This is a genomic window from Pseudomonas sp. LAIL14HWK12:I7 (assembly GCF_000483465.1).
GTDB classification, from domain to species: Bacteria; Pseudomonadota; Gammaproteobacteria; order Pseudomonadales; family Pseudomonadaceae; genus Aquipseudomonas; species Aquipseudomonas kermanshahensis.
The window spans coordinates 204929-218943 of the sequence record NZ_KI519606.1; the positions used below are offsets into that span (position 1 = coordinate 204929).

Annotated in this window: 13 protein-coding genes and 1 riboswitch; of the genes, 8 read left to right on the forward strand and 5 right to left on the reverse strand. The window is 63.0% G+C overall.

Annotated features, from left to right (window positions below; genetic code table 11):
* Positions 1-1575 (reverse strand): nickel ABC transporter substrate-binding protein, encoded by a 1575-nt coding sequence (gene nikA, locus D886_RS0123700; protein ID WP_027596262.1) that lies wholly within the window; start codon positions 1573-1575, stop codon positions 1-3.
* A 219-nt stretch (positions 1576-1794) separates the two neighbouring features.
* Positions 1795-2002: riboswitch (cobalamin riboswitch) on the forward strand.
* A gap of 108 nt (positions 2003-2110) precedes the next feature.
* On the opposite strand from nikA, the gene D886_RS0123705 reads away from it, so the two are divergent.
* From D886_RS0123705 to D886_RS0123720, 4 genes are read left to right on the forward strand one after another with little or no spacing between them, the layout of a single operon-like run.
* Entirely contained in the window at positions 2111-4249 is a 2139-nt protein-coding gene (locus D886_RS0123705) for a TonB-dependent siderophore receptor (RefSeq protein WP_027596263.1), read from the forward strand.
* Positions 4250-4295: 46 nt separating this feature from the next.
* Entirely contained in the window at positions 4296-5081 is a 786-nt protein-coding gene (locus D886_RS0123710) for an ABC transporter ATP-binding protein (protein WP_027596264.1), read from the forward strand.
* The gene (locus D886_RS0123715; protein WP_027596265.1) at positions 5078-6046 is read left to right on the forward strand and encodes an ABC transporter substrate-binding protein; all 969 of its coding nucleotides are present in this window, start codon (positions 5078-5080) and stop codon (positions 6044-6046) included. Before D886_RS0123710 ends, D886_RS0123715 begins: the two co-directional genes overlap by 4 nt.
* Positions 6043-7062 (forward strand): iron ABC transporter permease, encoded by a 1020-nt coding sequence (locus D886_RS0123720; protein WP_027596266.1) that lies wholly within the window; start codon positions 6043-6045, stop codon positions 7060-7062. The genes D886_RS0123715 and D886_RS0123720 overlap by 4 nt, the downstream gene beginning before the upstream one ends.
* Before the next feature lie 20 nt (positions 7063-7082).
* Here the strand turns inward: D886_RS0123720 and D886_RS0123725 are convergent, their stop codons facing one another.
* Entirely contained in the window at positions 7083-7988 is a 906-nt protein-coding gene (locus tag D886_RS0123725; protein WP_027596267.1) for an alpha/beta fold hydrolase, read from the reverse strand.
* Positions 7989-8202: 214 nt separating this feature from the next.
* Here D886_RS0123725 and D886_RS0123730 point away from each other — a divergent pair, with 214 nt between their 5' ends.
* Positions 8203-8436, forward strand: coding sequence for a hypothetical protein (locus D886_RS0123730; RefSeq protein WP_027596268.1), 234 nt, complete (start codon positions 8203-8205; stop codon positions 8434-8436).
* An 85-nt stretch (positions 8437-8521) separates the two neighbouring features.
* On the opposite strand, the gene D886_RS0123735 is transcribed toward D886_RS0123730, so the two are convergent.
* Positions 8522-9241, reverse strand: a complete 720-nt coding sequence (locus D886_RS0123735) for a tellurite resistance TerB family protein (RefSeq protein ID WP_027596269.1) — start codon at positions 9239-9241, stop codon at positions 8522-8524.
* A 168-nt stretch (positions 9242-9409) separates the two neighbouring features.
* On the opposite strand from D886_RS0123735, the gene D886_RS0123740 reads away from it, so the two are divergent.
* Both D886_RS0123740 and D886_RS0123745 read left to right on the forward strand, forming a co-directional pair.
* Complete coding sequence (locus D886_RS0123740) at positions 9410-10003, forward strand: hypothetical protein (protein ID WP_027596270.1); 594 nt, start codon at positions 9410-9412, stop codon at positions 10001-10003.
* 28 nt (positions 10004-10031) lie between these two features.
* A complete protein-coding gene (locus D886_RS0123745; protein WP_256215314.1) occupies positions 10032-10301 on the forward strand; it encodes a hypothetical protein in 270 nt (89 codons plus the stop codon).
* 40 nt (positions 10302-10341) lie between these two features.
* Here D886_RS0123745 and D886_RS0123750 read toward each other — a convergent pair whose 3' ends face one another.
* On the reverse strand, positions 10342-10839 hold the full coding sequence (locus D886_RS0123750; protein ID WP_027596272.1) for a hypothetical protein: 498 nt from the start codon (positions 10837-10839) through the stop codon (positions 10342-10344).
* 203 nt (positions 10840-11042) lie between these two features.
* Here D886_RS0123750 and D886_RS0123755 point away from each other — a divergent pair, with 203 nt between their 5' ends.
* Entirely contained in the window at positions 11043-12176 is a 1134-nt protein-coding gene (locus D886_RS0123755) for an aminotransferase class V-fold PLP-dependent enzyme (RefSeq protein WP_027596273.1), read from the forward strand.
* 314 nt (positions 12177-12490) lie between these two features.
* Here the strand turns inward: D886_RS0123755 and D886_RS0123760 are convergent, their stop codons facing one another.
* On the reverse strand, positions 12491-13957 hold the full coding sequence (locus D886_RS0123760; protein ID WP_027596274.1) for an efflux transporter outer membrane subunit: 1467 nt from the start codon (positions 13955-13957) through the stop codon (positions 12491-12493).
* Positions 13958-14015 lie beyond the last annotated feature (58 nt).

Consider the following 14015-nt stretch of genomic DNA (forward strand, 5'->3'; position numbering starts at 1 on the left):
TCAGTCTCCCTGCTTCGGTGTCATGGCTTCGAACGGCACGTCGAACAGCGTGCTGCCGAATTGCACATGGGCAACGGAGTCGCGGCGAACGCTGATGGCGGTAAGGTAGGAAATCGGCAGGTACACGGCTTGCTCATGCAGGGTGGTGAGGATGAACCGGTACTGTTCGGCGCGTTGCTGCGCGTCGGTACTTGCCAGTTCCTGGCCAATGCGCTGGTCCAGTTCGTCCTTGATCGCTAAACCACGCTGCGCCATGTAGTCGGCATGGCCGGCATAGCGCATGGAGCTGACAAAGGAGTGCGGGTCGTAGGGCGCTCCCCAGGTGTCGGCGAAGATCATGCCGAAGTCGCCATCGCGCTGGCGCCGGACCAGCCCACCTTCTTCGACCGCACGCAGCTCAATGCGCATACCGACGTTAGCCAGCTCGCCTTGCAGCACTTCAGCCAGGCTCTTCTGCAGCGCGCTGGTGCCGAGGAACACCAGTTCGATCGACAGCGGTTCACCGGCCTTGCTACGTACCGTTGCGCCTGCCGTCAGGGTCCAGCCGGCAGCGTCAAGTTCGCGGGCGGCTTGGGCAGGGTCGTAGGCGTAGGGTTTCAGGCCGATGTCGGCATAGGGCATGTTGCTGGCGAACAGGGTATCGGCACGGGGCTCGAGGCCATACAGAATCTGGTCGATGATGGCCTGCTTGTTCACCGCCTGGTTGATCGCTTGACGCACGGCCAGGTCACGGGTGGCGCCATGCCCGGTGTTCATCGCCAGGGTGCGGGTAGCCAGCGGTGCCGAGAGGGCGGTGGCGAAGCCTTGGTCGCGCAGGCGCACGAACGTGCCGGCGGTAATCTCGCCGGCGGCCCCTTGAATCAGCTCGAGCTCGCCGGCCTGCAGGGCCAGCGCGCGGCTGTTGGGATCAGGGATGACGTTTACCAGCACCTCGCCATAGGCCGGCTTTGCGCCCCAGTAAAAGGGGTTGCGGGCAAAGCGGTCATACTCGCCCAAGCGCGATTCGACGCGCATCCATGGGCCGGTGCCGGCGGGTTCGCCAGGTTTGGCCTGTGGGGAGGCGAAGCGCAGCGGGCGCACTTGGGCTAGTTCCATCAACGTTGGGTAATACGGGTGCTTGAGCACCAGGCGCAAGGTCAGGCGGTCAGGGGCCTCGATGTGGTCGAGGGTGGTGACCAGCTCCATCCAGCGATGGCGTTGGCTATTGGCCAGGACGGCATCCAGGTTGGCCTTGGCAGCTGCAGCGTCGAATGGCGTGCCGTCACTGAAGCGCACGCCATCTCGCAAGTTGAAGGTGTAGGTCTTGCCATCGTCGGAGACTTGCCAAGCCTGTGCCAACCACGGCTCTACAGTGCCCGCCGAGGTGTAACGCACCAGCGGTTCATACACCATGGCCTGGGCGTACATCTGATTGGGCGAGTAGCCGCGTGGGTCGAGCGGGCCTGCGTTAACGGGCCAGGAATACACCAGCGTCGGGCTTTGTTGGGGTGTGCTGTCAGCGTGTGCGCAGAGGCTCGCGGCGACCATCAGAATGCCCCAGAGGGCGGGCTTTGGTTTAGCTGACTGCTGCTTCACACGGGGTCCCCACTTCGACGGAGGCGTAAGGCTAAAGAGTGGTGGGTATGATGTCCATGCAAAAACTTCTTACTGAACGTTACAAAATGCCGCGCCAGAAAAGGCAGTAGAAAGCCCTGGCGATGATTGAACCGTGACGCGTTCGCCCAGGGCCTGAAGTGGCGAGCTCAGGCGACCTGTTTGCCACAAGCCGGTTGACGCAGCGGGCTTTTGATGGTCATCTGCGCGCCTGTTTCAGGTGCCCCCTGCCGCCGTGCATGGGGTGAAACGGGAAGCCGGTTCGTCATCGTTCGATGATCAGTCCGGCGCTGCCCCCGCAACGGTATGCGAGCGAAGCATTCAAGACACCACTGTGCCCTGGCATGGGAAGGTGAAGGCTTCATGACCCTCGCGAGCCCGGAGACCGGCCTGAAGCATCGTTTGGCAAACCCGCGGTGGGCGGGCGCAGGCCGGTTTCCGTGGGCGTGCTCGCCCGCGATTCCTCTTTGCGTTGTTCCCTCCGGGATTCTTTCATTCCTGCTTCAAGTGGAACGACATGTCCCGTTATTCGCTGTTTAATTCTCTGCCAGGTACGCTGCTGCACGCCAGCCTGGTGCCCTGTGTTTTTCTCTCTGTTGCCGCCCACGCCGCCGAGGCGGACAACGCCCTGGCGCTACCGGCCACGGACATTACCGGCACGGCCGAGCACAACCCTCAGCCCGACCTGCATACCCCAGGCACCAGTGGTTCGCGGCTTGGCCTGACGCCGCTGGAAACACCGGCCAGCGTGACCAGTATCAGTGCCGAGCAAATCCTCACGCGTAACAACGCCACGGTGCAGGACGCGGTCACCCGTTCACCCGGCATCACCTTCATCGGCACCCCCGGTAACGGCGGCACGGCCTTGTCGGCCCGCGGCTTCACCGGGCACAGCTCGACCATGCAGTTGTACGACGGTACCCGGCTGTACGTGGGCGCCGGCACCGTGACCTTCCCGGTCGATACCTGGTCGGTCGAGCGCATCGATGTGCTGCGCGGCCCGGCCTCGGTGCTGTACGGGGAGGGCGCTACCGGTGCGGTGGTCAACGTCGTGCCGAAGAAGCCCTTTGAAGGCGAAATCCGCAATCACCTGCGCCTGGGCTACGGCTCGGATGACCGTCGGCAGATGGCCCTGGACAGCGGCGGCTCGCTGACCGACACCTTGAGCTACCGCCTGAACCTCAACAAGCTGGCCAGCAACGGCTGGGTCGACCGGGGCGATTCGCAGAGCCTCGCCATCAGCGGCGCGCTGCGCTGGCAGCCCAGCGATGAACTGAGCTTTACCCTCAGCCACGACTACGGAGACCAAGACCCGCAGCAGTACATGGGGACGCCGTTGGTGGACGGGCATTACCGCGAGTCGCTGCGCGATCACAACTACAACGTCGACAACGCCGAAGTGCATTACAACGACCAGTCGACGCGGCTGGTCACCGACTGGGTGATCAACGACAACCTCACCGCCAGCAACCAGCTGTACTTCCTCAAGGCCCAGCGCCGCTGGCGCAACGCCGAGACCTACACCTGGCTGCCAGGCGACCAGGTGCGGCGCAGCAGCTTCATCAGCATCAAGCAGACCCAGGAACAGCTCGGCGATCGCCAGTCGTTCACCCTGCAACACCCACTGTTCGGCCTGGACAGCCAGACCGTGGTGGGCGCCGACTACAACACGATCCGTTTCGTGCGCAAGCACGACTTCGGCAACACCCTGACCGATACCGTGCCGTTGTCCGGTTCCGGTGGGGGCGAGTACATCAGCAACGACCCTTACCGCTCGCGCGAAGCCAACCAGGCCAAGCAATTCTCGCTGTTCGCCGAAAACCGCACGCAACTCACCGAGCGCCTGTCGTTGATCACCGGTGCACGCCGCGACCAGGTGCACCTGAACCGCGACGACCTGGATGCCGATACCCGCACCGATCGCAGCTTGTCTGGCGACAACTGGCGCGCCGGCCTGGTGTTCGCGCTGACCGAGGACCTGTCGGTTTATGGCCAGTACGCCACCAGTACCGAAGGCGTGAGCAACCTGCTCACCCTCAACGCCGCGCAGCAGCAATGGGACCTGAGCACCGCCAAACAGACCGAAGCCGGCATCAAGCACAGGCTGCCTGACGGGCGAGGCGAGTGGACGCTGGCGGCGTATCACATCGTCAAGAAAAAGCTGCTGAGCACCGACCCGCTCAACCCCACGCTGCAACAGCAGGTCGGCCAACAGTCGTCGGACGGTATCGAGGCCACCCTCGAACTGCGCCTGCCGTATGACGTGCAACTGTCGGCCAACGCCGCCTGGGTGCGCGCGGAGTATGACGAGTTTGCCAGTGGCGCCAACGACTACGCCGGCAACCAGCCGATCAACGTGCCGCGCCGCTCCGCCAACCTGTGGTTGAGCAAAGACTTCGGCCAACGCTTCAGTGCCGGCGCCGGGGCGCGCTATGTCGACAGCCGCTACGCCGACAACGCCAACACCGTCGAGGTGCCCAGCTACACCGTGGTTGACGCCAACATCGACTGGCACGTGCAACCGGACCTGACCCTGGGCCTGCAGTTGAACAACCTGTTCGACCGCCAGTACGCCACCACCACGGGTAACAACGGCCGGCAGTGGTACCTGGGCGAACCGCGTTCGTTCTTCGTCACGGCTGACTACAGCTTCTGAGCCTGTCGCACCGGCCCCTGGCCGGTGCTTCCTGGAGGTGATGCCCATGACGCAACTGCACATCGAGGCCCTGGACTGGGCCCTGCTTGAACGGGGACAGCCGCCGCGCCCGCTGCTGCAGGGTGTGGACCTGCGAGTGGAACAGGGCGAGTTCGTCGGCTTGATCGGCCCCAATGGCAGCGGCAAGACCAGCCTGCTGCGGTGCGCCTACCGCGCCAACGAACCTGCCGAGGGCCGTGTGCGCCTTGGCGGTGATGACCTTTGGCAACGCAGCGCACGGTGGAGCGCACAACGCATCGCGGTGGTGCTGCAGGAGTTTCCCGACGCGTTTGGCTTGAGCGTTGGCGACATCGTTGCGATGGGGCGCGCACCGCACAAGGGCTTGTTCGACGGCGACACGGCCGAGGACGCCCGGCAAGTGGCCCAGGCACTGGCGCAAGTCGGCCTTGGCGGCGAGGGCGAACGGGCCTTTGCCAGCCTGTCTGGCGGCGAGAAACAGCGCGTGCTGCTGGCCCGGGCGCTGGTGCAGACGCCGCAGCTGCTGCTACTCGACGAGCCAACCAACCACCTCGACCCACGCTACCAGCTGGAGCTGCTTCAGCACCTGCGTGGCCTGGGCCTGAGCATTTTGGCCAGCTTCCACGACCTCAACCTGGCGGCTGCGTTTTGCGATCGGCTGTACGTCATCGACGGCGGGCGCATCGTCGCCTGCGGTACGCCACAGCAGGTGCTGACCCCCGCGCTGCTGCTGCAGGTTTTCGGCGTCGAGGCGCTGGTCGACCCGCATCCCCTGCATCCCTACCCACGCATTACCTGGATCACCCGAACATGACTGTCCGCTACCTGATCGGCCTGTTGGCGTTGCTGACCGCGCTGCCTGCGATGGCCAGCGATTACCCCCTGAGCGTGCGCAGCTGTGACCGCGACATAACGTTCACCCAGCCACCGCAGCGGGTCGTGGTGCACGACGTGAACATGACCGCCATGCTGCTGCACCTGGGGCTGCGCGAGCACATCATCGGCTACACCGGCTTCACTGCCAGCAAGCACCGCGATCCGTGGGTAGATGCAGCGCTGCAGGGCGTACCACCGCTGGCCAGCCGTTACCCTGCCATCGAAACCTTGCTGGCGGCTGAAACCGACCTGTTCTTTGCCGGCTGGAACTACGGCATGCAGGTCGGTGGGCCAGTCACGCCCAGCACCCTCGCGCCGTTCGGTATCCCGGTGTACGAGCTGAGCGAGTCGTGTTCGTGGGTCATGGCCCAGCAACGGGCCAGGCTGGATGACGTTTATCGCGACCTGGGCAATCTAGGTCGGATTTTTTCCGTCGAGCCCCAGGCCGACGCCTTGATCGCGAACATGCGCACGCGCATCGGTGACGTGCAGCGCCGGGTTGAACACGCGCAGCCTGCGCCCCGTGTATTTCTGTACGACAGTGGCGAAGACCGCCCGACCACCTCGGGAAGGCTGGGCGTACCCCAGGCCCTGATCGAGGCGGCAGGCGGTCGCAATGTGATGGACGACGTGTCTGCCAGCTGGACCCAGGTGAACTGGGAGAGTGTGGTGGAGCGCGACCCGCAGGTCATTCTGATCGTCGACTATGGCCCGAGCAGTTGGCAGCAGAAGCGCGATTTCTTGCTGCGCCAGCCGGCGTTGAAAGACGTGCAGGCGATTCGTGAGCAGCGCTTCATCGTGCTGACTTATCTGGAGGTAACGCCCGCTGTCGAGAACGCCCTGGCCATCGAGAAGCTGGCTGCTGCCCTGCATCCGCAGCTGTTCCAAGGTGCCGTTCAATGAGGGTCGGGCACAGCCCTGTGGCCTACCGGTGGTTGATCGTGATGCTGAGCGCACTGTTGCTGGTGTCGTGCCTGATCGCCCTGGCATTCGGCCCCGCATCGGTACCGCTGGCCCACGTGGCCGGGATCGTCGGCCAGCAACTGGGCATCGCCGGGCCAGGCGAGTGGTCCCAAAGCCAGGCGCAGATCGTCTGGCTGATTCGCGCCCCCCGGGTTTTACTGGGGGCCTTGGTGGGTGCCGGCTTGGCACTGGTCGGCACGGCGCTGCAGGCCGTGACCCGTAACCCCCTGGCAGACCCGCACCTGCTGGGCGTCAGCTCCGGCGCGGCGTTGGGGGCGGTGCTGGTGATGCTCTACCTCGGCGAATTCATCGGCGCCTTCAGCCTGCCGTTGGCGGCGTTCATGGGCGCGGCGGCGAGCATGCTGCTGGTGATCGCCGTGGCGCGGCGCCATGGCCGCATGGAAAGCGACCGCCTGCTGCTGGCGGGCGTCGCCGTGTCGTTCGTGTTGATGGCCGTGGTCAACCTACTGCTGTACACGGGCGACCAGCACGCCGCCGCCTCGGTGGTGTTCTGGATGCTGGGAGGCTTGGGGGCGGCGCGTTGGCATGTCCTCTGGTTGCCGGCGCTTTGCGTGGTGCTGGGGCTGGTTGCCTTGCAGGTCATGGGGCGCGGGCTGAATGCGCTGATGAGCGGTGAGCAGACCGCAGTGAGCCTGGGCTTCAGCGGCCGACGCCTGCGCCTGCAGGTGTTCACCTGCACCTCGTTGCTGACCGGTGTGCTGGTGTCGCTCTCCGGTGCCATCGGCTTCGTCGGCTTGATGGTGCCGCACATGGCGCGGGCGCTGGTGGGTGCGGAAAACCGCCGGCTGATGCCGGTGAGTGCACTGCTGGGGGGGATTTTCCTGGTCTGGGTAGACGTGGCTGCACGCACCCTGATCGCCCCGCAAGACCTGCCGATCGGCATTGCCACTGCAGCGCTTGGCGGGCTGTTTTTCATTGCCCTGCTCAAGCGCTGAACGGCGGTGGCAGGCGCCCGCTAGGGCTGCAGGAAATCAGTGACCACGTTGGCGAACGCTTCTGGCTGGTCGAGCATGACGAAGTGGAAGCTGTCGTCAATGCGCGTGAAGTTGATGTGCGGGGCATTGGCATAGGCGTTGCGGAAGGTCGCCTCGACGTTGGCCGCAGGGATGCCGTACACCGGGTCATAGGCATAGACGACCTCGACCGGCACCTGGATGCGATCAAGCTCTGGGCGCAGGTCGGTGGTCATCAGTTCGTAAGTGGCTTGCGCCGTGGTCTGCCGATCCGAGCTTGTCGCCGCCGCAAGCAGCACAGGCCGGGCTGCTTCGCTTTTTACCAAGCGGGCAATGGATACACGCTGCAGGGCTTCAGCCTGCTCAGGCGTTGACGCCAGCAGCGAATCGCGGAATGCAGCCGCCTGCGGTTCGGCCGTCTCGCGGGTTGCGAACGGGTTCATGAGCAGTGTGTAGAAGGGCAGGGCATCGACGACCATCAGCCGTGCGACTTGATCGGGGTGACGCGCGCCGAGCATCAGCGCCACCTCGCCACCCAACGAGTGACCAATGATGACCGGGGCCTTGAGGTGCTGGGTGCGGATGTAGTCAGCGATGGCCTCGGCCGTTGGCGCCACGACTTCTCCACGCGAGTCGGACACCGCAGGTGCCCCGGCGAAACCTGCGACCTGTACCAGGTGAAGGCGGTGGCTGCGCTGCAAGCGGGTGGCCAGACCACGCCACACCTCGCGGGAAGACGCCAAGCCCGGGATCAAGATCACATCAGGGCCGCTGCCTTCGACCGTTACCGAAATGCGGTCTTTGTTCACCTGTGCCGGCGTCACGGGCGCCGGCTGGGTGGCCGATGCCGGGGCTGACAGCAGTGTGAACGCGGCGCCGAATGCCGCGAGGAGGGTGCGTGTACGCATGACATTTTCCTTTTGTCCTGTTCGCCGTCCGCTACTGCCAACGGGGTAAAACCGCTGGAGGATACCATCCAGCCTGTCTAATTAGCCTGCGGCAGCTATCTAATTCGAAGCGTCTGTACGGTAGCGCACAGACCGCTTGCGCCATTGCGCACAGGCTTTAACGGTCTGCATCCCAGGTGCAGCGGCTGTGAGGTTTCACTCAAGGCGTAAGGATATGGCGGACAAATACGTTGGAAAAAAAGTCGGGGTGGGTACGGATAATGTGGTCTATGTGATCAACATTTATCAGGATGAGACCGTTGAGCGCTCGCCCAATGGAATGATTCGGCATGAAGGTCCGGTGCATTTTGAAATGCAATTCGGTGGGGCCGTGCGGCAGATATCGGAATCCGAGTACGAAATCGCTAGCACGGGCGTGAGGGTCAGTGTGCAGGAAGGTGACAGCTAAACAGCACAACCTCACAGGCTGTTTACGCTCGGGACCATGCCTGCGCGGGCTTCAGGTTAATGAAGCCCGCAGGCACCGCAGCCGGTCAGGCGGCTCCCTTGGCCTGTTGTTCCAGGTGCACCTGCAAGGTCGGGTCGATTTGCAGAGCGCTGGCCAGTTCATCAAGGTAGGCCCGCTCTGCGGCCTGCTGGTCATCCACCAGCATCACGCTGGCCAGGTACATCTCCGCAGCCATGGCCGGGTCCTGTGCCGACTGTGCCACTTCGGCAGCATCGAGGGGTTTGCTGACTTCGTCATCCAGCCATTGCTGCAGTTGCGGGTCGCTGGTGTGACGTTTGATTTCTGCGTAGATCAACTGTTCTTCTTGCTCGTCGATGCGCCCGTCAGCCTTGGCTGCCGCAATTAGCGCGCGCAATATTGCATGGCTGTGGCCCTCGGCCTCGGGGCCGGACAATTGATCGACAGTACGCATGGCCTGTTGCGGGGCTGCCGCCTGGCTGCGCTGCCAGCTTTGGTAGGCCTGGAACGCCATCATGCCCAGCGACGCCAGGGCCGCGTAATGGGTGCCACCCGTGGCGCGCCCCTGGCTAACGCCGCCAGCGCTGCCGCCACCCCGCAACAGGCCGCCCAGTAGACCGCCAAGGCCACCACCGCCACCCGCGGCACTGCCGCCGTTAAGCAAACCACCCAGCAAGCCGCCCAAACCGCCCAGGCCATCTTGCGATGACAGGCCACCGCTGCCTTGTTGCGCTTGCGAGCCTTGCCCGGCCCGAAGTAACTGTTCGAGAAGATCACTGGTGTTCATCGCCCCGCCCTCGGTCGGTAGTCGTTGCCCAGACAAGCAACGATAGCCCCCTCAAGGCGATTCGCCATGACCGTTTGGCCGACGGCTAAGCGTGACATTCTTGAAGCAGCTAGGGAATGCATCCCCGCTCGTGTGGTCTGTACAGGCACTTTGCAAAGGACGTGCGCCATGTCGATACGTACTGCACGCTGCCTGCTGCTTCTGCCGTTGTTTGCGGGCTGCCAGTATTTACCTCATACCGATTACTTCGTCGCGCCTGAAAACGAGCCGGATCCCGCGTGGGTTCGCGTCGTCAACTTCACGCAGCATGCCACTATTTACCAATACGAAAACGGCGTGCGCTCGGGCGGCGTGATCCGCACCGGGCCGCTGCCGTTCATCAATACACAGGACCAGGGCATGCCCAAAGCCGGGCAGGACTTGACGTTCGACTACTTCGAAACCCGTGTCAGGCCCGGTATCAAAACGCAGGTGGGCATGTTCTGGGAGGGGCCGCGTACGCAATCCTGCATGGTCGTAACTCACTTCACGCCCCAGGCAGGGCGCTACTATCAGTTCAGGTTGACCTCCGGTTCAGGCGGTACCTGCACGCTGTATCCCACGCTGATTGAGCGCGACAAAGACGGCGCCGAGTGGCACCTCGTCCCCAACCCTCAAGTGACGTACCCCCACAGCGGGCCAACGGCCAAAACGACTTACAGTAACAGTCGCTTCGAAGACCCCGACTACCAACCCCCTGCGGGCCTGTACCCGGGCATGTAACGGAGTTGAACGAATGACGGAAAGGCCCGTGTACCTGTTCGCCAAGGTGCGGCAACCCTGTGAATATCGTCCCAACGTAACAGCCATCGTGCTGTTTGGTCTTGAGGTCGAAGGAGGGGAGGACCCGCCGGTTTATCTGGAGATTCGCTTCATCGATTACGGCGCTCAACAGGTTGAAGGCGATCACCTGATGCTGTCATTGGCGCAGGCCCTGGAGTCCGCGCGCGCCGATTACGGGATTTTGCCGGCTGATTGGCGTGCGCTGAGCCAGGAAGAGATTGATCGGATTGATGGGTAGCGGGCGACGCTTGTGCTCGTAAGTGAATCGCGCAGCCCTGTTATTCCGGCTGCATTCGCCTGTTCCAGCCAAAAGTGTCGGCACAGGGTGCCAGCCATTGCCGTAGTTCTGGATTGCGCGCCAACGCTTCGGGTTCCAGCAAGCGCGCCCCTATATTGGCATGGCGCAGGAAGGTCACCTCGAGGCACTGCTGCAACTGTTCGACCAGCAAGGGGAAGCCCATCAGGTTGTGCAGGCGGGGCCACTTGATCTGCTTGCGGTAGCGCAGTTGCTGCGACTCGATGCGCAGGTCATCGTTGGGGCGCCACTGGACGTTGAAGAGCTTGTCATGACGCGACAGGTCGACCCACCAGCTGCCGTTGGCCGGGATGTGCAGATTGAGTTTCAGGCTTTCAGGCCGCAACTTCTTGCGTTTGTAAAACCAGTGCTCGGGCGGCTCATTGCTCAGGTCAATGGAGCAGACGCTGTAGGACACCTCAGGGACATTGAACTGGGTAAACCATTCAGCGATTTCGGGGTGGGTCGGGTGATCGAACATGGTTGGCCTCGTCCTGAGAGAGCGGTCAGACAGTGCGGTAGCTTAATGGCTTGTTGGGTGGGGTGATAGCAGACAGTCACCACCGCCTGCTGTCGACTAACCGGACGTGAACGACCTCCGTCCGAGCCATGTTCTAACTTCTCAGTTGCCAAGGCTTAGGACTGGGTCCATACCAATGACATCTCTGCTAAAGGAGTCACCGCATGTCAAAGCTATATCCAAGTATTGATCCTGAGGGGCTGGTCGAGTATTCGGTGGTCTACACCGACCGCTCGCTCAATCATATGTCGCAGGCATTTCAAGGCGTGATGAAGAACATTTCCAGCACCCTGAAACAGGTCTATAACGCTCAGGCTGTTGCAGTAGTGCCGGGTAGCGGTACATTCGGCATGGAATCGGTAGCGCGGCAGTTTGCCACCGGCCAGCAGTGCCTGGTGATCCGCAACGGTTGGTTCAGTTATCGCTGGAGCCAGATCCTTGAGATGGGCAACATTCCGGCGGCTACCACGGTGCTGAAAGCCCGACCGATCGACACGGGTCGCCAGCCAGCCTACGTGCCCCCGCCTCTGGACGAAGTGTTAGCGGCCATTGAGGCGCACAAACCGCAGATTGTCTTTGCACCACACGTTGAAACCTCATCCGGGATTATCCTGCCCGACGATTACTTGCGGGCCATTGGCGACGCTGTGCATGCAGTGGGGGGGCTGTTCGTACTGGATTGCATCGCCTCAGGCACGCTTTGGGTTGATATGGACAAGTGCGCAGTCGACCTGCTGATCAGCGCACCGCAGAAAGGTTGGAGCGCCTCCCCTTGCTGCGCGCTGGTGATGCTCAGTGCATTGGCCCTCGAGCGCATCGAGCAGACGCATAGCAGCAGCTTTGCCTGCGACCTGAAAAAGTGGCTTCAGATCATGCAGGCATACGAACAGGGCGGACATGCTTACCACGCGACCATGCCCAGCGATTCTCTCGCGCGATTCAACGACGTGATGAACGAGATGCAAGCCTACGGTTTCGACAAGGTGCGCGGTGAACAACAGGCGTTGGGCGATCGCGTCCGCGCCATGTTGACCGGCAGAGGCATCAAAAGCGTGGCCGCAGCCGGCTTTCAGGCCCCGGGTGTAGTGGTGAGCTACACCGATGATCCCGACATCAAGAACGGTAAGAAATTTGCAGAACACGGCCTACAGATAGCCGCCGGAGTGCCGTTGCAATGTGATGAGCCGGCCGACTTCCAAACCTTTCGTATTGGTCTGTTCGGGCTCGAAAAACTGCACAATATCGAGCGCACGGTCAGCACCCTTGAACGGGCGCTGGACGAAGTGATGGTGAACTGAGCCCTCCTTTTGGCTGCAGCACGGCTACGGCTGTCAGCTAGGGGTCGAAAGGGGTTACTAGCGAGCGGCTGCAATCGACCCATGGCTGCCGTTGGACTCACCAACATTTATTGTGGGAGCGGGTTTACCCGCGAAGCAGGCAACGCGGAGGATGGCACGGGCTTCGCCCGTGTTCGCGGGTAAACCCGCTCCCACAAAGATCACCTCAGACACGACTGGCAGCTATGGGTCGATAGCCGCCGTTCGCGACTGACCGCTTTCGACCCAAAGCGGTCGTCCACAAGAGGCTAAATTCGGCCCAAAGCAAACTCCGGCTATTTAGCTTCTAACGGTCCATTCACTGCCATTTGTTCGGAATCCCAGCCTCCTCCTAGGGCACGGTATGCTGCGATGCCCGCGCGGGCCGACCCTGTCTGCGCTTGCGCCCTGGCGTCGGAAGTGCGCAGCAGCGTCTGATCGGCGTTGAGCACGTCAATCAGGCTGGCGGCGCCGTTCTGGTACGCTATGAAGGAAGACTGCCGGGCGTTTGCCAGGGCGGTTTCGCCAGCCGTCAGGAGCGCAGCCTGGGTTTCATGGTTGACCAGCGCCGAGAAGGCATTTTCCACATCCTCGCTGGCCATTAGTACAGACTGGCGATAGGCGGCGAGCGCTTCTGCTTCCTGGCCTTTGGCCAGGTCGATCTGGGCGTTGATGCGCGCAAAATCGAACAGCCGCCAACGCAAACCCAACACCCCAGCCGATTGCGCTGCACCGCTGCTGAACAGGTTACCATTCTGCGTAGTAGCACTGCCGAGCAGAGCGCTGAGTGAGAACTTCGGGTAGTACTCGCTGATCGCCTCGCCTATACGCGCATTGGCGGCGACCAGTCGGCGCTCTGCGGCAATCAGGTCCGGGCGACGGCGCAGCAGGTCAGCGGGCGTGCCCGTCGCCACGAGCTGCGGCGCGCGTGGAATGGCGCCTGCGTTGGCGAGTTCGGCCCGGTGGGTGCCCGGCGTGCTGCCGAGCATCACATCCATCGCGTTCATGGCTGCATCAAGACCCGCTTGCAAGACCGGCACGCTGGCCCTGACTTGCGAGAGTTCGCCTTCGGTCTGTCGCACCTGATAGTCGGCGGCCAGGCCGCGCGTATGTAGCAGGCGCACTTTGTCCAGCAACGCCTGCTGTGTGTCGACCTGCCGCTCGGCAATCGCCATACGCGCCTGCAGGCCGCGGATACTGATGTAGATGTCGGCTGTCTGCGCGGCGACCGCGAGCCGCGTGGCAACGACGTCGGCCCCGGATGCCTGGTAATCCGCCTGGGCAGCTTCCTTGCCACGGCGCAGGCCGCCAAACACATCCAGCTCCCAACTCGCTTCGAGGTTGGCCTCGTAGCTATTACCATTGCGGTCGTAGCCGGGCGTGGCGTCCAGTACCTGGCCCAATGGCGTTTCCACCGATTGCTGGGCACGTGCCGCCTGGCCGTTGATCGTGGCCGAGGGAAGCAGCGCCGCATTGGCGGCGCCAAGGCCGGCACGGGCTTGCATGACGCGGGCCCGGGCCTTGGCGATGTGGAGATTCTGCGCCAGCGCTTCGTCTATCAACGCACTCAACTGGGCGTCGCCGAAGCCCTCCCACCACCGGGCGAAACTGGCAGGTGCCGGCGCGGCTCGCCGTTCCACGGCGGCCTGACCCAGGTAGTGGTCGGCCAGCGGTGCGTCCGGGCGATGGTAGTCAGGGCCGACTGCGCACCCTGCCGCCAGGCTGGTGCTGATCACGAGTGCAAGGGTGCGCATGGCCGACATGGGAATTCTCATAGGCGAAAATAGATGGTGACCATATTATAGATTGGTCACTTACTGT